Annotated in this window: 17 protein-coding genes; 7 read left to right on the plus strand and 10 right to left on the minus strand. The window is 32.9% G+C overall.

The annotated features are described in order from the left end of the window. Positions 1–22: 22 nt before the first annotated feature. Together ACE939_RS13275 and rnr are read right to left on the minus strand one after the other, a co-directional pair. Positions 23–670 carry a head GIN domain-containing protein gene (locus tag ACE939_RS13275; protein WP_378186077.1) on the minus strand — a complete coding sequence of 216 codons (648 nt, stop codon included), beginning with the start codon at positions 668–670 and terminating at the stop codon, positions 23–25. Positions 671–739: 69 nt separating this feature from the next. Then, a complete protein-coding gene (gene rnr, locus ACE939_RS13280) occupies positions 740–2,941 on the minus strand; it encodes a ribonuclease R (RefSeq protein ID WP_378186078.1) in 2,202 nt (733 codons plus the stop codon). 1,187 nt (positions 2,942–4,128) lie between these two features. Between rnr and rpiB the strand changes: the two genes are divergently transcribed. Together rpiB and ACE939_RS13290 are read left to right on the plus strand one after the other, a co-directional pair. Then, positions 4,129–4,563, plus strand: coding sequence for a ribose 5-phosphate isomerase B (gene rpiB, locus ACE939_RS13285; protein ID WP_378186079.1), 435 nt, complete (start codon positions 4,129–4,131; stop codon positions 4,561–4,563). Positions 4,564–4,566: 3 nt separating this feature from the next. Beyond that, complete coding sequence (locus ACE939_RS13290) at positions 4,567–5,031, plus strand: GNAT family N-acetyltransferase (protein WP_378186080.1); 465 nt, start codon at positions 4,567–4,569, stop codon at positions 5,029–5,031. Here the strand turns inward: ACE939_RS13290 and ACE939_RS13295 are convergent. The 7 genes from ACE939_RS13295 to ACE939_RS13325 form a co-directional block, all read right to left on the minus strand. Further along, positions 5,024–6,646, minus strand: coding sequence for a S41 family peptidase (locus ACE939_RS13295; RefSeq protein ID WP_378186081.1), 1,623 nt, complete (start codon positions 6,644–6,646; stop codon positions 5,024–5,026). The genes ACE939_RS13290 and ACE939_RS13295 overlap by 8 nt on opposite strands. A gap of 51 nt (positions 6,647–6,697) precedes the next feature. Beyond that, the gene (rnpA, locus tag ACE939_RS13300; RefSeq protein ID WP_378186082.1) at positions 6,698–7,072 is read right to left on the minus strand and encodes a ribonuclease P protein component; all 375 of its coding nucleotides are present in this window, start codon (positions 7,070–7,072) and stop codon (positions 6,698–6,700) included. Positions 7,073–7,167: 95 nt separating this feature from the next. Beyond that, positions 7,168–9,003, minus strand: coding sequence for a M1 family metallopeptidase (locus ACE939_RS13305; protein WP_378186083.1), 1,836 nt, complete (start codon positions 9,001–9,003; stop codon positions 7,168–7,170). Positions 9,004–9,012: 9 nt separating this feature from the next. Beyond that, complete coding sequence (locus ACE939_RS13310; RefSeq protein WP_378186084.1) at positions 9,013–10,689, minus strand: S8 family peptidase; 1,677 nt, start codon at positions 10,687–10,689, stop codon at positions 9,013–9,015. Between the two features lie 9 nt (positions 10,690–10,698). Beyond that, positions 10,699–11,559: an MBL fold metallo-hydrolase gene (locus tag ACE939_RS13315; RefSeq protein ID WP_378186085.1), complete on the minus strand. Its 861-nt coding sequence runs from the start codon at positions 11,557–11,559 to the stop codon at positions 10,699–10,701. 56 nt (positions 11,560–11,615) lie between these two features. After that, positions 11,616–13,862, minus strand: a complete 2,247-nt coding sequence (locus tag ACE939_RS13320; RefSeq protein WP_378186086.1) for a SulP family inorganic anion transporter — start codon at positions 13,860–13,862, stop codon at positions 11,616–11,618. Then, positions 13,863–14,723, minus strand: a complete 861-nt coding sequence (locus ACE939_RS13325; RefSeq protein WP_378186087.1) for a universal stress protein — start codon at positions 14,721–14,723, stop codon at positions 13,863–13,865. A 123-nt stretch (positions 14,724–14,846) separates the two neighbouring features. Between ACE939_RS13325 and ACE939_RS13330 the strand changes: the two genes are divergently transcribed. After that, positions 14,847–16,706 carry a cation:proton antiporter gene (locus ACE939_RS13330; RefSeq protein ID WP_378186088.1) on the plus strand — a complete coding sequence of 620 codons (1,860 nt, stop codon included), beginning with the start codon at positions 14,847–14,849 and terminating at the stop codon, positions 16,704–16,706. 330 nt (positions 16,707–17,036) lie between these two features. Here the strand turns inward: ACE939_RS13330 and ACE939_RS13335 are convergent, their stop codons facing one another. Continuing rightward, positions 17,037–18,092, minus strand: coding sequence for an endonuclease/exonuclease/phosphatase family protein (locus ACE939_RS13335; protein WP_378186089.1), 1,056 nt, complete (start codon positions 18,090–18,092; stop codon positions 17,037–17,039). A gap of 295 nt (positions 18,093–18,387) precedes the next feature. Here ACE939_RS13335 and ACE939_RS13340 point away from each other — a divergent pair, with 295 nt between their 5' ends. The 4 genes from ACE939_RS13340 to ACE939_RS13355 all read left to right on the plus strand — a co-directional run bounded on the left by ACE939_RS13340 (position 18,388) and on the right by ACE939_RS13355 (position 23,804). After that, positions 18,388–21,276 (plus strand): carboxypeptidase-like regulatory domain-containing protein, encoded by a 2,889-nt coding sequence (locus ACE939_RS13340; protein WP_378186090.1) that lies wholly within the window; start codon positions 18,388–18,390, stop codon positions 21,274–21,276. Between the two features lie 26 nt (positions 21,277–21,302). Further along, positions 21,303–22,700: a DUF5689 domain-containing protein gene (locus ACE939_RS13345; protein WP_378186091.1), complete on the plus strand. Its 1,398-nt coding sequence runs from the start codon at positions 21,303–21,305 to the stop codon at positions 22,698–22,700. 61 nt (positions 22,701–22,761) lie between these two features. Continuing rightward, positions 22,762–23,307 carry a GNAT family N-acetyltransferase gene (locus ACE939_RS13350; protein WP_378186092.1) on the plus strand — a complete coding sequence of 182 codons (546 nt, stop codon included), beginning with the start codon at positions 22,762–22,764 and terminating at the stop codon, positions 23,305–23,307. A gap of 110 nt (positions 23,308–23,417) precedes the next feature. Further along, positions 23,418–23,804 (plus strand): VOC family protein, encoded by a 387-nt coding sequence (locus ACE939_RS13355; protein WP_378186093.1) that lies wholly within the window; start codon positions 23,418–23,420, stop codon positions 23,802–23,804.

Genomic DNA, 23,804 nt, shown 5'->3' on the forward strand with positions numbered 1-23,804 from the left:
CTTACAAATCTAATAAATATGCTTAGTTTATCTCTAAAATTTTGCCTCCAAATACTTTTTTACTATCGATAGACTTTGGGCTTCCGTATATTTTTATGGATCCTCCAGCAGTAGTAGACGCTTTTACAAACAGTTTTGCATAAACACTTGCCCTACCCCCTGCACCTATTGAAACCTTTGTAGAATCGGTGATCAATCGTTGAGTTTCATACTGACCACCGGCTTTTATATTTATATCTTGATTCTTACTGAAACCTGACAGTTCTATAGTTCCGCCAGTGACAGCTTTTGAAATAAGTTGATCAACAACAATTCTACCTTTAATTTTGGCACCTTCTTGGACACTTAATTTTATGTATTTTTGAACTAAAGAGTCTTTAATTTGAACGATTGCTCCTTCATTAACGTCTATTGTTTCAATAGTTTTATAGTATACAATCACCTTGGTTTCATCCTTTTCATCCCAAATGTTATCCAAAGACATTTTTAGTTTTAAAACTCCTTGCTTTTCAACTACAGTGATATCATTTTTTTGAGGACCTACAATGGCTATTCTATTTTGAGTGTCATGTAGTAATTCTACTTTAATTTTATCAAAAACTTTTAGCTCTCTAAAATCTTTTAATTCACTAGCAGTTTTTTGTTGTGCAAACGCACTTATAGTAATCATTAAGAGCGTTATAAGTAAACTATTGCATTTCATTATAAAACGTATATTTTTAATTTATTTAAAATAAGCTTACGATTCAACTTGATCTTTTGATCCTATTAGTGTAAAATCCAAATGTCTTTTGACCAAATCAGCATTTTTAACCTTAACATAAACTTCGTCACCTAGTTGATAAACTTTTTTATTTTTCTGTCCTGTAATTGCGTATTCATCCTGATCAAATATGTAATGATCGTCGTTCATATCTTTGAGACGTACCATTCCTTCACATTTGTTACTAATAATTTCAATATAAATACCCCATTCTGTAACGCCAGAGATTACGCCAAGAAACTCCTCATTTTCATGATCTTTCATGAATTTAATTTGCATGTATTTTATTGAATCTCTTTCTGCGCTAGCTGCCAAACCTTCCATAGAACTACTATGATTACACTTCTCATCATAGGCTTCTTCCTCAACCGATTTTCCGCCATCTAGATAATGTTGTAAGAGACGATGCGCCATCACATCTGGATATCTCCTAATTGGACTTGTAAAATGACTATAATAATCAAAAGCTAACCCGTAATGACCAATATTATGCGTTGTATATTCTGCCTTACTCATACTACGTATAGCCAAAGTATCGACTAAGTTTTGTTCTTTTTTTCCTTGCACATCGTTTAACAATCCATTTAATGACTTCGTAGTTGATTTACGATCCTTTAAATCTAATTTATATCCAAATCTACTTATGATATTTTGTAGGGCTGCTAATTTTTCATCATTTGGTTCGTCATGTACACGATAAATAAAAGTTTTCTTAGGATTTTGTTTTCCGATAAACTCTGCCACCTTTCTATTGGCGAGCAACATAAACTCCTCGATAAGCTTATTTGCGTCCTTAGAAGTTTTAAAAAAGACTCCGGTAGGTTCAAAAGCTTCATTTAAACTAAATTTTACTTCGACCTTATCAAACGAAATTGCACCATCACGCATTCGTTTGTTACGCATAATTTTGGATAAATTATTTAATGTAATGATAGCATCTGTTATAGGCTGAGGTACTACATATGCTTTCCCTGTTAACGAAATTTCATCTGGAATACTGTTAGCCATAGTTTCAATCATATGCTGTGCCTCTTCATACGCAAAACGAGCATCAGAGTAGGTAACAGTGCGACCAAACCATTGATTTTTAATAGTTGCCTTCTTATCAATTTCAAATACAGCCGAAAAAGTATATTTCTCTTCATTAGGTCTAAGAGAACAAGCATTATTTGACAGAATTTCGGGAAGCATTGGTACTACTCTATCTACCAAGTATACCGAAGTAGCTCGTTCATAAGCTTCATTATCCAAAATAGTTCCAGGCTGGACATAATGGGAAACATCTGCTATATGAATTCCTATTTCATAATTACCATTTTCTAATATTTTAAATGAGAGAGCATCATCAAAATCTTTTGCATCTTTTGGATCAATCGTAAAAGTTAGTGTATCCCGCATATCGCGCCGATTCGCTATTTCATTTTCTTGGATAGAAGTATCTATTGCATTAGCAAATTCTTCTACCTCTTTAGGAAATTCATAAGGTAATCCATATTGTGCCAAAATCGCATGAATCTCTGTATTATGTTCTCCTGGTTTACCTAATACTTTTAAAATTTTTCCAAATGGTGAATCTGCCTTCTCTGGCCAGTCTTCAAGCTTAACTAAAACTTTATCACCATCTTGAGCTTCAAATATTTTATTTTTTGGAATAAAAATATCTGTATACATTTTTGCATTTTGAGTATTTACAAATGCATAATTTTTCTGAATTTGAATTACTCCAACAAATTCATCACGTTTTCTATGTATTATTTTGGAAATTTCCCCTTCACTTTTTCCACCTCGTTTTCTTCTGTAGACATACACCTCTACTTCATCACCATCAAGCGCTTTATTAAGATTATTTTTGGGAATAAAAATATCTTCTTCTAAATCTTCTACTATAACGTATCCAGATCCTTTGGTCGTAACATCTAGTCTACCAGAATACGTATTGATATTGGGTATCAACTTAAACTTACCACGTTCGATTTCTTCAATTTGTTTCTTTGCGGCAAGCTGTGTTAACTTTTTAATAATTTGATTACGGCTACTGGGATCATCCACACCCAATTTTGAAGCTATTTGCTTATAATTAAAGGATTTATCCGTATCTGACTTTAGTATTTTAAGTATTGACTGGGTAAGATTTTCAATTTTAGCTGACTGTTTTCTTCGGCTACTCTTTCTTTTCATTTAGGTCATTTATATTTTAATCTTATAAATGTACGGCTAATCTTTAAACATCATTGAATTTCGTATTAAACTTTTGTTAATCCGTCGTTTCTATTTTTCGGGTATATCAATAGATTATCTATTTTTTTTCAATCAAATTTTATAATTTCTTAAAATTTTCTTAATTTTAAATATACTTTCAATGTATAAATAATTGTTAGCTTGATAACATGTTTAAAATTAGTAAAATACATAAAATTATTTTATTTTTTATCTGCATCTTTATTATTGGTGTATATATCTTTACGGTCTACATAGGCAACTCTATAAATAAGGAAAATAAATTTGATGCAGAATACAATCAAGCCAAGATTGATTCTTCAGCTACTACTCTTTAATTTTTTATAACATTTTGATTATTAGAACTAATCACTAAACGTTCTTTCTTTATTCAAATAGAATCTATTCAGATAATTTATATTTTTGTTCAAGTTTTTACCTACACTGTATAGATAAAAGAATTTTAAATCTAAGATTCTTTAAGTTTTTTTAAATTGAAGTAATAAAAAACTTTTTCTATTTATTCAACCTTTAAGTAAGCAGTTCTAGTATTAATAAAACTAAATAAGTTTAGTATCTATATCTTACTTCCTACATATCTTTAAATTTAAAATAGTTGTAAACATATAGTATATATAATTTTCTTTTTTCTATTTTTTTTTAAAACTTGAATGATGATGATTATAGGGTGTTAATAGCGGTAAAACTTTTATCGAATAAGTTTGTATTTTTTGTTTGATGTATTAATTAAACAGCTATTAACAATGATATCTAATTGTAAAAGATTGAAATTCATAGAATACTTAAAAGTAATAAACAGTTGTTGATAAAACTGAGTAACCTAAAATGTGAAATGATTCTAAAAAAAGCAGTGGTTAATAACCAATAATATCGGTTTACAACTTATCAAAAAATTTCATAGTTATAATTTTGATATATGATATCATTGGTTGTATTGTTATTTTATTTGATACTACAAAAAAAACTTTCTCAATTTTAGATAGGAGTTATTCACATAAGATATTAACAGACTTCTCCTACTTATGAACAGTATTATTTGATTGCAATATTTTATATAAGTTATACTATAGAATTTGAGCTATACCCCTATATTTGTTATAAATATGAACTTTTAAAAAATAATTCTCGTGAAAATAGCAATAGGTAATGACCATGCTGGAACAGATTATAAATTTTCAGTTAAAGAGGTATTGGAGTCAGAAGGTATTGAAGTTATGAATTATGGTACCGATTCGTCTAGCAGTGTAGATTATCCAGATTTTGTACATCCAGTTGCAAAAGCTGTAAACTCTGGGGATGTAGATTTTGGGATTTTAATTTGTGGTAGTGGTAATGGTGTAGCTATGACAGCAAATAAGTATGAAAATGTAAGAGCAGGCTTGTGTTGGATAAAAGAAATAACCATTTTATCTAGACAACATAATGACGCTAATATTTTATGTATTCCCGCGCGATATACATCGGAAGCTCAAGTTTTGGAAATGGTTAAAGCTTTTTTACAAACCAAATTCGAAGGAGGTAGACATCAAAATAGAGTTGCAAAAATTTCTCAATGTTCGTAAAGTATGTCTGCAATTGAATTTAGTGTAAAACCCTTTAAACAACTAACAATTGAGGAGTTATATGAAATTTTAAGACTTAGAACTGAAGTTTTTGTGGTTGAGCAAGATTGCGTGTATCAAGATCTCGATAATAAAGATCAAAAGGCATTGCACGTAATTGGTACAAAAAAAGGAAAAATCATTGCCTATACGCGTGTATTTGATATTGGAGATTATTTTGATACAACCTCAAGTATTGGCCGAGTAGTGGTAGCTTCTGATCAAAGAAAATTCTCTTATGGTCATAGGCTTCTACAAAAAAGTTTGGAAGTAATTAAGCAATACTACGATACAGATAAAGTTACAATATCAGCACAACTGTATCTCAAAAAGTTTTACGAAAAACATGGATTTGTTCAGATAGAAGACACGTATCTTGAAGATGGTATACCCCATATCAAAATGATCCGTGACCACGATTCTATTTAAGAATATTTAAGTATGCTTTTTCATTATTCAAGATCTCTTTACTTTTGAGGACTTCGGGATTATGTGTTACGTAATATGTGTATAATCCTTCTCTATAAAAATAGCGTTTGATAATTTCATCTGTTAATAACGCAGTAATTTCTTGTTTATCTTTATCTAATCCTTGTTCTTTGGTTACCTGTATAGTTTTCAACAAGTCTTGGTAACTTTGGAATACAGAAGCTTCCATCTTTTCTTTTTTGGCTACTTCCATAGCTTTTTTAAGTGCAATTTCGGTTTCAGTCTCAAAAGAAAAATCACTTTGTTTCAAAAAACTTTTAAAAGCCTCATAGTCCTCGTCAGTAAATTTAAAATCAGAAGAATTTTGTAATTTATGTGCATAATAATACTGTGTAGCATAATCAAAAATAGCATCTGATTTAAGCAATGCTGTAGTGATATTACTATACCCAGAAGAAGCTAACTCTATATCGGGTTGTATACCACCTCCATCATAAACGGTTCTTCCATTTTTGGTGGTAAAAGCTTTAATATCTTTTTTATTATAGCGTACTGCTTTATTATTCTCATCTCTATTCCAATAATCTAATGCTTGTATACATCTTCCACTAGGTGTATAATATCTCGAAATAGTAATTTTAATTTGCGTGCCATAGGTTAATTTTTTTGGTCGTTGTACTAGTCCTTTTCCAAAACTACGGGCACCTATAATAACACCACGATCTAAATCTTGGATACTTCCTGCAACGATTTCACTAGCTGATGCACTTCTACCATTTACCAGCACAACTAATGGAATTGAGATATCGACAGGTTGTTTGTTAGTAAAATATTCCTTATTGTATTTTTTGACCACCGACTTTGTGGTAGTTATGAGTTCACCTTTTGGAACAAATATGTTTGTCACATTAATAGCTTCACTAAGGAGTCCGCCTGGATTACCTCGTAAATCCAAAATAATTTTATTTGCACCTTCTGCTTTTAAAGCTTTTAAAGCTGCAATGGTTTCGCTCGATGCTTTGTTATTAAATTTGGAGAGCACAATATAACCAACATTATTGGACAGTAATTTATAAAAAGGAACTGCGTTAACTTCAATTTCATCGCGGGTTAATAAAGTAGTATTTATTTTTCCTTGTCTTCGATACGTAATAGATACATTTGTACCACTTGCCCCTTTTAGTAATTCTCCTGCATCTTCGTCAAAATTAGATATATCTATATCTCCAATCTTAATAATCTCATCTCCGGCTTTTAAACCTGCTTTATCTGCTGGATAATCTTTATAAGGTTCTACAATTACTATACTGTGTTTACCAGTTTTAACAGTGGCTCCTATTCCTGTGTATTCTCCCGCATTACGTATTTTAGATGCTTCTACATCCTGTTCATTCCAATACTTGGTATAAGGATCCAAATCATCAAGCATTGCTGTAATAGCCGTATCCATCAACTCGGCGGGATTTGTTTCATCTACATAATTCATGTTCAATTCTTTGAACATTGTAGTAAATATTTCAATCTGTTTTGCTATCTCAAAAAAATCTGATTTAAAACTTACTGTTGTAAATACTAATAGTAAAGCAGCACATCCAAATAAAATTCTCTTCTTCATTGTAGGTTTTGTTATAAATGTTATAGCACATTAATTATATGAAACTCGCAATTACATGTTTTCTATTTTCAAAAATTTATGAAGCACTTTGATCAAACTTTTTTCAATACGTGCCGCGGGAGGAATGTCCCTTCCAGTATACAAAAACATAAAATTATATGAACAACTTGTATGCTCTTGTACAAGATACTTATTTTTTCGGTAGCTTTCTCTTAGCAAACGTTTTATATGATTGCGGTCAACAGCTTTTTTGAATTTTCTTTTACTTACAGACACTGTAGCATGTTGACGTGTCTTTGAGGCATTTGGATTGATATCGTAAATTAAGCGTATTGGATAATGCGCGATTGATTTACCATCACTAAATAAAAGATCTATAGCCTTTTTACTTTTTAAACGTTCGTTTTTAGAAAAAGTTGCTTGCATACGGTGTAAAAATAAGGATTAGATTTGTTAAATTGGAGGTAAAAAAATACGGACTTAACAAAGTTAAGTCCGTATATCAAGTAAATATTAATTTATTACTGCTTTACAGTATTATTTTCTAGATTGATATCTGCCATTCTTTTAGAAGGGTCAATAGTGATTTCAGTAATTGAATCTTTTGCTTTTGTTAAGTTAAGCGTATAGGTAGGATGTGTCCATGCCCAATCGTTAACAACCGTACGAGCTATTTTAGCATCTTGATTCTCTTTTTGTCCACGCATTACTCTAAGTGGTATATAGTACAATTCTTTGGTTCCATCTTTATATGTAATTAGTAAATCAATTGGCATAGGGATGCGACCAATTCTCTCAAGACTTACAACTGCTTTTCCTTCATTATCCTCAATACCTTTAATACCGTAATCTATGGTACTAGTAGTTTGTGTCCAGTCATTTAGGTACCAGTCTAGCTGGATACCAGAAACTTTTTCGGCTACACGTTTAAAATCATTGGGTGTGGGATGTTTAAATTTCCAATCACTATAATATCTTTTAATAGTTTTAGCTAAGTTTTCTTCTCCAATAATATATCCCAATTGAGCTAAGAAGACTGCTCCTTTTGAATAAGCAGATGCTCCATAAGCACCGTTATAATCGTAGTGATCTGCTTGAGTACTTTGAGGTTGTTCTTTTCCTGAGGTAGCCAACCAAGTATAGCCTTTATAGGTATTCTCCAAAGGGTTAGGCTTATTTTGTTCCATAACTGTATTCATTGCTAAAGCAGAAATATAGCTAGTAAAACCTTCGTCCATCCATTCGTGTTTTGACTCGTTGGTTGCCAAAATATGTTGAAACCAAGAATGCGCCATTTCATGAGCAGTCACTCCTACCAAACTACCAAATTCACGTTCTCCTGTGATAAGAGTACACATAGCATACTCCATACCCCCATCACCTCCTTGAATGATTGAATATTGATCGTAAGGATAGTTTCCTATATGTTCGTTAAAATACTGCATTAGCGCTACAGCTTTTGGTTGTAGATTGGTCCAGTTTTCTTTAATTTCCTTTTTATTTTTATATAAAAAATGTAATACAGGTCCATTAGGAACTTGTATTTTATCATGAATAAACTCTGGATCTGCCGCCCAAGCAAAATCATGTACTTTGGGAGCTTTAAAATGCCAAGAAAGTGTTTTTCCTTTTGAAGAGACCTTTTTTGTAGTATCGGTTTGGTAACCATAACCTATAGCCTCGGCATTTTGTAAATAACCTGTACCTCCAACAATATAATTTTTATCAATAGTGATTGTAACGTCAAAATCACCCCATACTCCATGAAATTCTCTAGCGATATAAGGGTGTGCGTGCCATCCTTCAAAATCATATTCTGCCATTTTGGGATACCACTGGGTCATTGATAAAGCCACTCCTTCTGCACTATTGCGACCAGAGCGCCGTATTTGTTTTGGAACTTGACCATTGAATTGCATAGCAAAAGTTACCTTTTTACCTGGCGCTATAGGTTCGTTGAGTTGCACCTCTAATACAGTTCCTTCAACTATATAATCTACTTTTTTTCCATCCTGCGTTAGACCATCTACTTTGAGATAGCCAATTTCTTCTGGAGTCAATTTACTAATACGATCTTGCACTCTGCTATCAGGATCTGGTAAATTAAGAGAACGAGTATCCATTTCACTTCCTGGTTGAAAAGCATTGAAGTATAAATGGTAGAAAACCTGAGTTAGTGTATCAGGTGAATTATTGGTGTATATTAATTCTTGAGTACCTTGGTATTGAAATTTATCAACATTCATTTCAATATCCATTGTATATGAGACATGTTGTTGCCAGTAACTCGTATTGTTTTGTGCAAAGGTTGATAGTAGTCCTATAAAAGATACTACTAAAGAAAATAGTTTAGTCATAAGGTATGATTATTTAGACATTTGATCAGCTAAGATTAGCGCGTTATAAAGATTTACCATTTTTCCTGATTTTGATAATTCTGTGAAATTTCCTGTATTGGACGCATCACCACCAATTACTACAGTTGTTTTTGTAGTAAGGCCACTATCCATAAGTATTGATTTAACTTGAGATGCAGATAATTTAGGATAATAGGAACGTATTAGGGCAGCTACTCCAGAGACTGCAGGTGCCGCCATTGATGTGCCTTGTAGGTACTCATAAGTATTTAGCGGTGTAGGAGCCCAAATTTTTACCCCAGGGGCAAAAACATCTACATTACTTTTTCCATAATTTGAAAAAGTAGCTACCAAATTACCTCCATATTCATAATTTAAAGCACCTACAGTTAGAAACGAATCAGCTATTTCTGGCCCTGTAGTGTCCTGATCATTTGGATATACTGCTTTTTCATCGAGATTGATTCCTTCATTTCCAGCAGCATTAACAATTAGAACATCTTTACTTGCTGCATATTTGATAGCATCCTGTACCCAATTGGCATGGGTACTGTAATATTTACCAAAACTTGTATTAATTATTTTAGCACCATTATCCACAGCATAACGAATAGCTAATGCTATATCCTTATCATATTCATCACCATCTGGTACTGCCCGCAATACCATTATTTTAGTGTTTTGTGCAACTCCATCAACACCTTTGCCATTACCACGTTCTGCAGCAATGATACCAGCAACATGAGTTCCGTGTTTAATACCTTTTTTATCGGGTTCTGGCCCCATGACATTTGAATTACCATATTTATTATCTGTAAGGTCATCTACATTGTCTCCAACAATCTTACGACCATCAAATTCTAGATTCAAATTGTAGTTTAAAGAATTTGTAAAATATTCTATTCCTTCTTTTAAATTTTTAATAAGATCGGGAATACGTTCATCCTCCTCTGTGAAACCAAACATTTGAGAGATAAACTCAACATGTTGTTTCATTTCTGGCGTTTCGGGTTTAAGTTGAAATACTTCAGTACTGGAGTAATCATCTTTTCCCAAAACTTCGGTTACTGCTTTGTGAGAAACTTGAAGTTGATTGTAAATTTGTTCGTATTGTTCTTTATTGCCTTTAGTTTCCTGAAATTCTTTTTCATATTCTGCTTTTGCCTCGATATACATTTGATATTCATCGCGATCCGATACTTCTATAGTAGCCAGTGTTTTGCCTTGATATTTTGGTTTTAATTTTCGTATTATTCGAACGAATTCCAAATTTTCATTGGTAGCATCTCCAAGAAAATTCCACCCGTGTATATCATCTATGTATCCATTAGCATCATCATCAATTCCGTTACCTTTAACTTCTTTAGTATTTACCCATAGTACATCGTCTAAATCTTCATGCTCAATATCTACCCCACTATCGATTACACCTACAATTACAGTTTGTCCTTTTTTATCTTTAATAATTTCTTTGTACGCTTTATCAATACTCATTCCTGGAATAGTATCGCTTACTAAATCGGCTGCTTTCCAATTTTTTAATTGTTCATCAGACAAAGGAGTTACTTTAAGAGGAACAGTATCGATATTAGCGATTGGTGTCGACAAAATGGTGGGAGCTCCACAACTTGATAATAATAATGCCGATGTTACAGTTAGGGCTATTTTATATATTGAAGGATTCATATATTAATTTTAATTAAATAATTCGTTACAAGTATAGACATCTTTTAAACGGATGCCTTTTTCGGTTTTTTGAACGGTAATTATCTCATTATGGGCATCATGCTCTAGAAATAAGTACCAGTCGTTTATTGCAGCATTTTCTAAAAACAATTCTTTTTCTGTCATTGTAAGAAGCGGACGCGTATCATATCCCATTACATAAGGTAAAGGAACGTGACCCGCTGTAGGTAAGAGATCTGCCATAAAAACGATAGTTTTATCTTGATAGTTAATATGTGGAATCATTTGCTTATCTGTATGTCCATCGGCAAATAGAATGCCAAAACCAAGCTCGGAGGTTGGTTGAAAAGCTGTGCCTGATCTCGTAATAAAATTAAGATGACCACTTTCTTGTATGGGTAGAATATTCTCTTTTAAGAAGGATGCCTTTTCTCTTGGATTAGGTTGTGTCGCCCAGTTCCAATGTTCTTCATTACTCCAGATTTTGGCATTTTTAAATGCTATTTCATATCCAGTACGATTTGCATTCCATTGCACGGTCCCACCACAGTGATCAAAATGTAAATGTGTCATAAAAACATCGGTAATATCATCTCGATGAAAACCATATTCTTGTAAAGAACGATCAATAGAGTCGTCTCCCCATAAAGAATAATATCCAAAAAATTTATCAGATTGTTTATTACCCATACCGGTATCGATAAGTAGTAATCTGTCTCCATCTTCTATTAATAAACAACGCGCAGCAATATCTATCAGATTTTTGGAATCGGCTGGATTGGTTTTATTCCACAGCACTTTGGGGACAACACCAAACATAGCACCACCGTCAAGTTTGAAGTTACCTGCGTTGATAGGGTATAGTTTCATATTATGAATAAATTATCCTTGCAAAATAGAGAAAAAGGCAACGAATTCACATTACTTTACATAGTTTTTAACAGATTCGCATCAATTTTGGATAGAGAGACTATCTTTTGCAGCCTGATTCCAAAATCGAGAAGTGCTTTTACTTCTTTTACACTAGCTAATCGTTCGGTTTTTAAAACCAAGAGAGACGAACCATTGGATTCGATATGGTAGTAGGGATTACTTTCAAAAAACAAGATGAGCGCCTTGTTAAAAAAAGCTTCTACCTCAATTTTATCTTCGGCCATTATAAAGAACCGTTTAGAAAAATCTGGATGTTTTTTGATTGTAATATTTTTAAATCCAGAAAATCGATATAAAAAGCTAAATAAATCATCTTTGTGTAAGGTAAAACATGGTATTGTATGTTCTAGATTTATTTTAAGAAATGTTCCACGTAGCTGCTTCTGTGAGATAAATTCGCCCTCGGTGTACTCGATGTCAAAAACCTTAAAAATTTGGTTATCATCGACCAACTGATTATGTATAAAATTGATTTTTTTGAGTTTAAAAAATACAAACGTATAAAGCGAAGCTACTCCATATAACTTGGTGGGATTATAAGACCATTCAAAATCGCAAGCTATTTGTTCAAGATCTTTTTGTCTTTTTGTAAGATGGTTGTGTGCGTTGTTGCGAGCAGAAAATGAAAACAGTCTGCGCATAGCTAAGGGATGTGCAGATGAAGCGCCATGAATGTCTAAACCATTAATTTCAAAAGAGCCTCCATTACGTAAAAATATCTCTTGGTATCCTAAAAGATGTTCCTGTACAGTAAAGTCGACAAATTCGCATAGTGAGAAATCAACAATAACTTCGCTAGTTTCGGGTATTACATCCAGTTTGTCTTTTAATTTGTAATAATTGAGAAAGCTTGCAAAATTTTTGACACTTATAAAATAGTTTCCTTGTTGTTGTTCCTTGTACATTAAAACATTAGGTCTTATAACATTAGACAAAAACAAAAAGATACTTTTGTTAAGAATAACGTGAATAACAAGAGTGCTCAATATACCAATTAAAATACCTGTAATCAAACTAGTTGTTACTGTAGCAATTATGGTAATAATAAATATAAAAACTTGTTCTTTACCAATTTTGGCAATATTCTTTAGAGTAGATGGTGAAGCAAGTTTATAGCCTGTGTATACTAGTATTGCAGCTAATGCTGTTAAAGGAATTCTTCGCAATTGATTTTGAAAAAGCACTACAAATAATAATAAAAAGAGTGCATGAAAAAAGTTAGCACTTCGATTAGATCCACCATTGTTTACATTAACAGAGCTACGCGCAATAACAGTTACTACATTAAGCCCACCTAACAAGCCACTTATGATCGACGCAGTACCCAAAGCTTTTAAATCACGATTTACATTAGAGCGCCTCCGCTCAGGGTCCAGTTGATCTATTGCCTTTATGCTCAACAAAGATTCTATGCTAGATATTAAGGTTATAGCTAATACAACTCCGATAAATTGAGAAGTAAAAAGAATAGAGAAATCAGGAACAGGAAAACTTGATAAGATCCCTTTTGGTAACTGTACCAATAAAGGTGTCGCTATAGGATACGCTTCGCTAGAAAAATACTCGTAATAGTAACTATATCCAATTACCAAGACCACAATCCACATAGGCGCAGGAATCAGCTTCAAATATTGATTACGAATAGTTCCATGAAAACGCATAATCAATAAACTAAAAAAACCTATAAAAGCTGCAGCAATAGTGCTTGATGATGCTTGAGAAAATAATGCAAAAACAGTTGTCGGGAACGTAATTAATAAATCTATAGTACTCCCTTGAGCACCTATGTTACCAAACATTACATGAAGTTGTTTTGCTAGAATACTAATACCTATGGCAGCTAGCATTCCTTGAATTGCCGAAGAAGGAAAAAAATCACTTAGTATGCCTAATCGCAAGAAACCTATAAGTAGCATGAGTACTCCAGAACAAATAATTGCAGCTAGAGTAAATAAGTAGCCATGATAAAGATCACCACTTGCTAAGGTAGAAATAGCACCCAGAAGTACCACTACCAAACCATTACCGGGCCCACTAATAGTCACATGAGATCCTCCTAAAACAGCTACAATAGTACCACCAACTATTGCAGCAATAATCCCAGAAATTGGCGGAGCTCCAGAGGCTAAGGCAAGACCTAAACCAAGGGGTAAAGCAATTAAAGAAACTACAAAACCAGAGAAAATATTTTTTGGTAAACTACTTAAAAAGTTTACAGCGTTATTTTTAAAATATGCCATTTATCTTACAATTAAAACATCGGTAGGAAGCTCGGATAAAATATATTCCATATCGTGGGGAAAGATTCGGTCTAAAAAAGTATTTTTTTCTGGAGCATTCATAATTAGTAAATCAGCCCCTACAACTTTTGCATAATGCCCGATTGAATACCCTCTTTTTCCAAATATCGGCTGAATTTTTATAGTAATTGTATTTTTAAGATGTTCAGGAATTTTTTTAAGAACATCCCGCAATCTCAAAGCTTGTTTTTGGGTGAGTTGCTCTTTTTTTAATGTACTTTTAAGGAGAGATTGATTATCTCGCACAACTACTTTGACTTCTTTTTGAGATATTTCTTCGACGATGGTAAGTTGATTAGAACCCAAATTTTGAGCAAATTCAAAAGAGGCTGTCAAAGCTTCGAGAGTCTTGTTGCTCTTTAATCCATTTACAACAATATGTCGACAAGGTCTTAAATCTTCTGAGGGTTTAATTAATAATAATACCGAACATGGTGCTTTGCGCACAATTTTACGAGCAATGGATCCGATGTAAAACTTTAAAATATCTTCTTTAGGTATTGCACCAAGCATAATTAGATCTGCCCTTGTATTTTTTGAAGCCTCTATAATCACCTCTACAGGATTACCTTCTTTCCAAATCATTTTTACCTTTTCATTGCCTTCATTTACAATTCCTGATAATAAATGTTTTATAGTTTTTTCTTTTTCTTTTGTTTTTTCCCCCACATGTACAATGACCAAGTTACAATCAAAGAAATCGACTAATCGCATAGCTTCAAAAATATTGTTCTGGAGATTAGGTGAAAAGGCAACTCCTATTAGAATTGTTTTAAATTTTTGTGGAAAGCAAGTATTCAAAAGGATGTTATTTTTATTAAAGGGTAGAATATAGAACTAATATTTAAAAGCGAAAAATTGTTAACGATTTTATCATTCATAAAAAAAATGTCGAACTTGCTAGCTTTTTAAGATAGAACACATATGATCGAGTTATCAGGAATAATCATTTTAGGAATACTTGCACAATGGGTAGCCTGGAAATTTAAAATCCCCGCAATACTACCGTTGATTTTAATAGGACTGCTTGTGGGGCCTATTTCTACTTTATTTACAGAGAACCAAACCAAACTGATTCAGCCTATCTGGAATGGATCAGAAGGCTTATTTCCTGGAGAAAGTTTATTTTATTTTGTTTCATTAGCTATTAGTATTATTTTGTTTGAGGGCGGACTTACCCTTAGGAGAAGCGAAGTTTTGAATATTGGTCCAGTAATTTTAAAACTTATTAGTGTTGCAGTGATTGTAACTTTTTTTGGGGCCGGATTAGCAGCTCACTTTGTATTTGGTTTAAGTTGGCCAATATCATTTTTATTTTCTTCATTAATTATAGTTACTGGACCCACAGTAATTACTCCAATTTTGAGAAATATTCCTTTAAAAAAAGATATATCTGCAATTCTCAAATGGGAAGGTATTTTGATCGACCCAATAGGTGCACTTGTTGCAGTACTTGTATTCGAATTTATTAGTGTTGGTGAGGGCCAAGAATTTACGCAAACAGCATTGATGGAATTTGGAAAAATTGTGTTGTTTGGTTTTACCTTTGGATTTACCTTTGCTCACGCATTGGCTTTTGCTATTAAAAAAAATGTGATTCCACATTATTTATTAAATGTATTCACACTTGCCACAGTACTTGGAGTATTTGTGTTATCAGATGTATTTGCTCATGAATCTGGTTTGCTATCTGTAGTAATTATGGGCATGGTTTTGGGAAATATAAACTTACCAAATATTGAAGAATTACTTTATTTTAAAGAATCGTTAAGCGTATTACTTATTTCAATTCTGTTTATATTATTGTCTGCTAATATTAATATGGAAGAGCTTCAGTTAATTTACAACTGGGACGCTGTTATTTTATTTGCCATTGTAGTCTTTCTAGTAAGACCTTTAGGAGTCTTTCTAAGTTCGATAGATTCTGGGTTAAAACTCAAAGAAAAATTATTTATTAGCTGGGTAGGACCACGCGGAATAGTTGCTGCTGGTATTGCTTCGCTATTTGGATTAAAACTAACAGCAGATGGAGAACCAGGAGCAGAGTATATTACACCGCTAGTTTTTATGATTGTGCTAGGCACAGTTTTATTGAATGCTACTACGGCAAGATTATTTGCTAAACTAGTAGGTGTTTTCTTAAAAAAATCAGATGGTATTTTGATAGTTGGTGGATCAAAAGTTTCCCGCCTTATTGCTTCATATTTAAAAACACACGATAGACATGTTGTATTATTAGATAATAACAAGAATAATGTAAAAAAAGCTAAGAATTTGGGAATAGATGCAATTGAAGGTAATATTTACAATAATACAATTAAAGATAATATAGAATTAAGCGATATAGGTATCGTGATGGCCTTAACAGGAAATAGTGATATCAATAAGTATGCAATCAACAAATTTAGAAACCAATTTGGTGAAAACGGATCGTTTAGACTAGTAACTGCCGAGGAGATGAGTGATCCTGATATGAATCCAGAAGAAGGATTGTTTTCACAAACAGATGATTATTATAAATTAATGGATTTAGCAGAGCGTTATCCAGTTATCATGGAAATTACTATTAAGAATGAAGAGCATTACATGGCATTGATAGAATTATCGAAAGACGAGGGAAACATGATCCCATTATTTATAAAATCACCAGATGAATCTATCCGCATAATACCATCACATAGTGAGGATGTAAAGAAAATTGAACCCGAAAGTGTATTAGCGTATATAGGAAAACCAATAGATGTAGAGGAACCAGTAATTAACATCGATAAAAACATCAATTAGATCGATATAATACATTTATATTCATAATTTTTTGTTAATTCATTAAATTTGCAGTAGTTTAAACTTTTAGACCAAGTCTATTTTAAAATTAACATTATGAAAAATTACTTTTATTAGCAGCCTGTGCTTTAATTGTTGGCTTTACTTCATGTTCAAAAGATGATGATGGAGGAGAACCAGATAGCTTTGAGTGTTTTGGAATTACTATTACTCGAGGCAGTAATGGTAACACATTTGTTGATAGTGAAGATACTGGAGTCGATTATGATGAAGTTGAAGCAGAAGGATGTGATATTGAAATAGGAGTTTAAATACTAAAAAAGAGAAGTCTCAAGACTTCTCCTTTTTTTTTATCAAATAAATACAGACAGGATAATGATCGCTATATCCTCCTGTAAAATTTCCATTAGCAAAACTTCTAAAAGGGTATCCTTTATAATTTCCGGTGCTCGTAGTAAGAAATTTCTTATTGCAAACCTCTGCTTTGTAGAATTCAAAAGTTTCATACTTTGAGGCAATAAAAGATTTTGAAACTAATATTTGGTCAAACAAATTCCAGCTATCACCCCAAGCCAACGATCCGATACCATCTGATAATAATTTATTGAATGGATTAAATAACATTTTATCGGTAAGATGTTCGCTACGGGATGAGGTATTTAAAACTTCTACAATACTTTTATTTCTAGGTCCGTCATTAAAATCGCCCATGGATATAATTTTTGCATAAGGATTATCATAAAGTATAGAATCAATAATATTTCGATTTACAAAAGCAGCTTTTTTTCTCTTATAGCTACTACTAACTTCGCCACCCCTTCTAGATGGCCAGTGATTTACAATAAAGTGCATACGTTCGTTTTCAAAATATCCAGTGATAAGCAATTGGTCACGGGTGTAGATACGTTTTCCGTTTTTTTGGTCGTAAAGCAAAACAGGATACGTAGTTGATGTAATGGGTCTAAAAATTTCTTTTCTATATAATAACGCTACATCAATGCCACGTCGATCGGGGGAGTCGTAGTGAATAATATCATATTTATAAGGAACAAGAGCCTCCTGTTGTATTAGGTCGTATAATACTTTTCTGTTCTCAACTTCGGCAACACCCAATACTGCTGGAGGGGCTTTTGCGAGGTCACTACCGATGGTTAATATTGCAGAAGCCATATTTTTTAGCTTTTGTTGATATACCTCTTCTGTCCAATGATCTTTTCCATCTGGAGTGCGATCATCATCAAATGTTTTTGGATCATCAAGTGTATCAAAAAGATTCTCTAAATTATAAAAGCCAACTGTAAGAATTTTAAAAGAGGTGCTTTCTTGACAGCTACTATTATAAAAGACACTTAAGAGGCAGATTACAAGTGTAAAGTTATAATTCATAAATAGTTAGGTTTAAGAGCTGACAAATTAACGACCCATTTATAAAACTTGCAATAATTTATTTTTTTTGGTTTTCGACTATTTATTACACATACAATCTAATTACAGTAAAACAGTGCATTTTATATCTTAAAATTATAAGTCTATAATCCTAAAAATTTTAATATAGCAATTTCAATTAGGGTATTTTTCCCCTATAAAAAAAATATTAATTATAGTATGTTTGTCATAAGTAATTGAAATAATGTGTTTTGAAATATTTTATTACTTATTCTTATAAACCTAAACCGCAATAATGAAGCATACTTTATCACCAAAAAGGTGGTTTCTTTTCGTATTTGTTTTTTTGAATTTCATCTATATACATGCACAAGAAAAACTAATACAGGGTACAGTGATTGATCAAGAAACAAAAACACCATTAAGTAATGTCAAGGTGCAGTTAAAAGACACCCCATTTCTAGTATTTACTGACATATCTGGATCTTTCACTCTCAAAATTAGTGATCAAACTTTAGTTGATCACATACTTGTTTTGTCATATTCGGGGTATGTAACCAAGCGATTTCCTATCTATATTTCTGAAACAGCGCCTTTATATTTGGGTCAAATTAATCTACAATACGATCGTATTGATGATAATCAACATATCGCTGTCATATCTTTAGGAGATGAAAAGTTTACGGATGATGAGCAATTAGACACATACTACTCGGGAGTATTACAGGCATCAAAGGATGTGTTTTTATCTGCAGCTGCATATGATTTTAGTAGTACTTTTTTTAGACCAAGAGGTCTGGGTAATGAATATGGAAAAGTTCTTATAAATGGGCTTGAAATGAATAAAATGAGTAATGGACGTCCACACTGGAATACATGGGGAGGTTTAAATGACGTCCTAAGAAATCAATCATATGACCGCAATCTAAGTACCAATGAGGTAAGTTTTGGAGATCTTGGTGGAACCACTCAAATAACGCTAAAAGCTTCTCAATATAAGAAGGGCGGTCGAGTATCGTATGCATTTGCAAATAGATCGTATACAGGTAGAGTAATGGGTAGTTATCACTCTGGTGTACTTAAGAATGGATGGGCGTATGCCGTATTACTTTCAAAGAGGTTTGGGGACGAAGGCTTGATCGAGGGCACCTCCTATGATGCTAATGCTATGTTTATATCGGTCGAAAAAAATTTAAATAAAAAACATCAACTCAATTTAACAGGATTTTATACTCCAGTAAAACGAGGTAAATCAACTGCCATTACCGATGAAATATTCAATTTGAAAGGGAGAAATTATAATCCAAATTGGGGATATTTCAATCAAAAAAAAGTGAATGCAAGGACACAAGTGGTACAAGAACCTATTTTTATGCTAAATCATAGCTGGCAGCTAGGTCATAAAACTAAATTGACTACTAACCTAGGATTTCAAACAGGAACGCGTTTTGTTACTCGTCTTGACAATGGAGGTACAGATATGCTGGTTGGAGTAGATGGATCTGTTGGATACAGTGGTGGTGGCAGAAGTAAATACATAAATCCAATGCATCCAGAACATTTGCCAAGTTTTTATATTCAGAATTCTCAAAATAGTGTAAACGATTATCAAAAAGCATATTTGGCAGCGCAAGAATTTAGGGCTAATGGACAAATAAACTGGAATGAAATATTTGCTACCAATACTAGTCAGAGAGATCAATTTAAAAATGCAACGTATGTACTTTTACATGATAAAATAGATGATATTCAATATGCTATGAGCAGCAATATTTACAGTCAACTTAATCAAAAATTTACTGTTAGTGGCGGAGTTGCATATACTAATTTAAAAAGTCATATCTATGCAGAGATCGGGAATATGCTTGGTGGCACAGGGTTTTTAGATATTGACGGATTTGCTAGATATAGTGAAAACCAAACCAACAAAGAGATCGAAAGTAAAGCACAAAATAACCTAAAAAACCCTAACAGAATTGTATCAAAAGGAGACCACTATAAGTATAATTTTGAGTTACTAGGGCAAAATAGTAAAGGCTTTTTACAACTTGAAGGAGACTTTAAGAAAATCAATATTGCAATGTCTGCAGTTATTGCAAACACTACGTATCAACGTTTAGGATTATATGAAAACGGCTATTTTCCAGAAAACAAATCATTTGGAGCATCAAAAAAAGTATCCTTTATTGATTATGGAATCAAAACTAGTTGCACGGCAAAGTTTAAAAGAAATATGTTTCTAGCAACTAATCTAGGTTACTTTACTAAAGCTCCCGTACTTGAGCATAGTTTTGTAAATGCTAGACAAAACAACTTTATTTTATCAGATATAACAAAAAAAGAGCATACTTCAGAAAAAATCTCATCAATAGATGTCAGCTATATTATTCAACAGCAAAAATTAAAATTGAGACTATCGGGATATTATAATACTACTAATAATGTCACAGATATTTCATATTACTATACAGAAGCAATTGATGGAGAGGATACAGGATTGGTTCAAGAGATATTAACAGGTGTAGATAAACAGTATCTAGGAGGAGAATTAGGTGTTAGCTATCAAATCTTACCCACATTGCGCTTAAAAACAGCAGCTGCTTTAGGTCAACACGCATATGCCAACACTCCTAATCTTTGGTTAACCAGCACAAGTAGTTCTTTTGACCAGGATAATGGTATAAAAAACATGGGCAATGTTTATTTAAAAAATTATAGGCTATCTGGTGGACCGCAAACTGTTGCTCAGTTTGGTTTTGACTACAGAGATCCAGATTTTTGGTGGTTTGGAACAAGCATAAACTATTATTCTGATGCCTATATTGGAATTAGCGCTCTTGCGAGAACAGATAATTTTTATAAAGATAGCGATGGTCTACCTTTCAACGAATATGACCCACAAATATCCAGAAGCTTACTAAAACAAGAACAGTTTGAGGAATATATGTTAGTTAATATGGTTGGCGGCAAATCTTGGCGGGTTAAAAACTACACTTTAGGATTTTTTGCAAGTATCAACAATGTATTAGATCAATTATATAAAACAGGAGGTTTTGAATCTTCTCGTAGGGCTAGTTATAGATTAGCGTTAGAAGAATCAAAGCGAGATACTCCGCTATATGGCTCCCGCTATTTTTATGGGCCAAGTACAGCTTATTACTTAAACTTTTATTGTCGCTTTTAATATGTATAGTTTTTAAAACACACGATATGAAAAATTCTTTCAACAAATCAATTTTGCTCTTTGCAGCACTATTATTCACCGCTTGCATTTCTAATGATGATTTTGAACTACCTGAAACAAATAAAAAAGAGCTAAAGATAGAAGGTAATGTGATAAGCATAAAATCTATTCTCGAAGCATTAAAACAAGAACAAGCAAAAAACGGTACCAATGCTAAGGTAAGTTTTTTAGAAACTCAAAGTCTTATCGAAGGATATGTAATTTCTAATGACCAACAGGGTAATTTCTTTAAACAACTAATTATTCAAGATAAGCCAGAAAACCCAACTGCCGGAATTCGAATAAAAGTTGATGTTAACCCGTTATATGTTTTTTACGAAACAGGGCAAAAGGTAGTTATTAGATTAGATGAACTTTCTTTGGGTATGGAAAATGGAGTTCCAACTTTGGGGGTTTTGGAAGAACATAGTGTAACCGAAATCCCTTCTTTCACCCGAGATAAGCATATAATTAGAACTTTGAAAGTTGAAAATTTAGTACCCAAAACAATTCAGATTGATGAATTTTCTAATGCTCATTTAAATCAGTTTATTAAACTTGAAAATGTTCAATTTATTGAGGAAGATGTTTTTGATGATCGACGTAATACTTTTGCATCTGCAGCAACAGATTTATATACAGGAGATCGCACGATTGAAAACTGTAACTCAGAATTGAGTACTGTGATTAGCACAAGTACCTATGCTAGTTTTAAGGGCTTTCAACTTCCTGACAAAACGGGTACTCTATCTGGTATACTCACAAAAAATTTTTATGGTACCGCATTTAATATGGTAGTTAATTCTCCAACGTTCATAGATTTTGATAAGGAACAACGCTGCAACCGGTCTTACTTAGATTGTGAAAGTGAGAAGTCAGGTGAGACTACAATTTTTTTGCAAGACTTCACAGGTATTAAATATAATGACCTAGAACCCTTAGGGTGGCTTAATGAAAATGTATCTGGAGGTATTTTAGATTATGCTATTGGTAAGTTTGGACAGGACTCTTACGCATCAATTACGGGTTTTAAATCTAGGGAATCGGTTTATGAGGTTTGGTTAGTAACTCCAGAAATTGATATATCAGAAACGACAGAAGAAGTTTTAAACATGGACATCCAAGCGGTGTATGACAATGGAAATATTCTTAGCGTTTGGATTACAAATTCTTATAGTGATGCTATAGAAACAGCTACTTGGATCCGGTTGAATGCTACTATACCCAAAGGACCACTTGAAAGTTTTGGAGAAATGATACCTGCAGGACCTATTCCATTACACTGTTTTGAGGGTAAGGTTCGCATAGGATTTAAATATAAAGGCGGTGAACCTGGGGTAACTACGCGTTATCATATTGACAACATAAAGATCACGGGAAACTAATCATAATTAACATTAGAATATACTTAAATTTGTAAATTCATTGAGTCAAAAAGGGAAAACTATGCAGACAAGGAGAATCAGATTAAGAGCATTAACAAAAAGCGATAGTACTGTTTCTTGGAGTTGGCGTAACGCTGATTCAATTAGAGATTATTACTCCGGACATCCGTTTTTTATTAATATTGAAAAAGAACAGGCTTGGTTCGACAAAATTACAATGTCAGACATACCGTTATCTTGCTTTGGTATAGAGTTACTAGACAAAAAGTTGTTAATCGGTATGTCATTTCTTAAAGATATTAATCTGATTCATCGTACTGCAGAATTTGCTATTTTTATTGGTGATGAAAAGTATATAGGTAAAGGCTATGCCAAAGAGGCCACTTTAAGAACGATTGATTTTGCTTTTCAGCAACTTAATTTAAATCGACTATTTTTATTCGTGCAGAACAATAATTCTAGAGCGATAGAGCTTTATCTAAAATGCGGTTTTGTAAACGAAGGGGTTTTGAGAGAAAGCGTCTTTAAGAATGGTAAATACTTTGATAAACATATAATGGCTATCTTAAAAACAGAATACTATAAACAAATACAAGACTCTGTTTAGCCAATTATAACCTCTAATTGGTTCCTTGCTTTTTTTTAACGTTACTTTTTGAAAGTAAATAGAATATATATAATATATACTGCGTTAAGCCTAAAAACACTTTCACACACATGATTAAGAGAATGAAAATTACTGCGGGACACCAGCAAGCTATGCCATATTTGGTAGTTAATAAAGCCGAGGATTTTATAGATTTTATGAGGAAGATTTTTAACGCTCAGGAAATGTTACGTAGGCTTGATAAAAATCATAAAATCCAACATTCTGAATTTAAAATTGGAGAAAGCACAATATTTTTAACTGAAGCCTCGGTTTATAACCCTTCCAGACCAGGCTCAATGTATGTATACGTTGAAGATACCGACGCGACTTTTCACACTGCTTTAGAATTAGGAGCTACGACGTTAATGCAACCTGCAGAAGAGGATAACGGTGCGAGAGAAGCAGGGTTTATCGATCCGTTTGGTAATCACTGGTGGATTGCCACGCTTAACTAA

Source organism: Aquimarina rhodophyticola, assembly GCF_042434915.1.
Taxonomy (GTDB): domain Bacteria; phylum Bacteroidota; class Bacteroidia; order Flavobacteriales; family Flavobacteriaceae; genus Aquimarina.

Excerpts from the sequence above, each read along its gene's own strand:
- ACE939_RS13320 (WP_378186086.1), bottom strand. The coding sequence starts at position 13,862 with ATGGCATATTTTAAAAATAACGCTGTAAACTTTTTAAGTAGTTTACCA.
- ACE939_RS13290 (WP_378186080.1), top strand. The coding sequence starts at position 4,567 with ATGTCTGCAATTGAATTTAGTGTAAAACCCTTTAAACAACTAACAATT.
- ACE939_RS13355 (WP_378186093.1), top strand. The coding sequence starts at position 23,418 with ATGATTAAGAGAATGAAAATTACTGCGGGACACCAGCAAGCTATGCCA.
- ACE939_RS13345 (WP_378186091.1), top strand. The coding sequence starts at position 21,303 with ATGAAAAATTCTTTCAACAAATCAATTTTGCTCTTTGCAGCACTATTA.
- ACE939_RS13275 (WP_378186077.1), bottom strand. The coding sequence starts at position 670 with ATGATTACTATAAGTGCGTTTGCACAACAAAAAACTGCTAGTGAATTA.
- ACE939_RS13335 (WP_378186089.1), bottom strand. The coding sequence starts at position 18,092 with ATGAATTATAACTTTACACTTGTAATCTGCCTCTTAAGTGTCTTTTAT.
- ACE939_RS13330 (WP_378186088.1), top strand. The coding sequence starts at position 14,847 with ATGATCGAGTTATCAGGAATAATCATTTTAGGAATACTTGCACAATGG.
- rnpA (WP_378186082.1), bottom strand. The coding sequence starts at position 7,072 with ATGCAAGCAACTTTTTCTAAAAACGAACGTTTAAAAAGTAAAAAGGCT.
- rnr (WP_378186078.1), bottom strand. The coding sequence starts at position 2,941 with ATGAAAAGAAAGAGTAGCCGAAGAAAACAGTCAGCTAAAATTGAAAAT.
- ACE939_RS13295 (WP_378186081.1), bottom strand. The coding sequence starts at position 6,646 with ATGAAGAAGAGAATTTTATTTGGATGTGCTGCTTTACTATTAGTATTT.
- ACE939_RS13305 (WP_378186083.1), bottom strand. The coding sequence starts at position 9,003 with ATGACTAAACTATTTTCTTTAGTAGTATCTTTTATAGGACTACTATCA.
- ACE939_RS13340 (WP_378186090.1), top strand. The coding sequence starts at position 18,388 with ATGAAGCATACTTTATCACCAAAAAGGTGGTTTCTTTTCGTATTTGTT.
- ACE939_RS13350 (WP_378186092.1), top strand. The coding sequence starts at position 22,762 with ATGCAGACAAGGAGAATCAGATTAAGAGCATTAACAAAAAGCGATAGT.
- ACE939_RS13310 (WP_378186084.1), bottom strand. The coding sequence starts at position 10,689 with ATGAATCCTTCAATATATAAAATAGCCCTAACTGTAACATCGGCATTA.
- ACE939_RS13315 (WP_378186085.1), bottom strand. The coding sequence starts at position 11,559 with ATGAAACTATACCCTATCAACGCAGGTAACTTCAAACTTGACGGTGGT.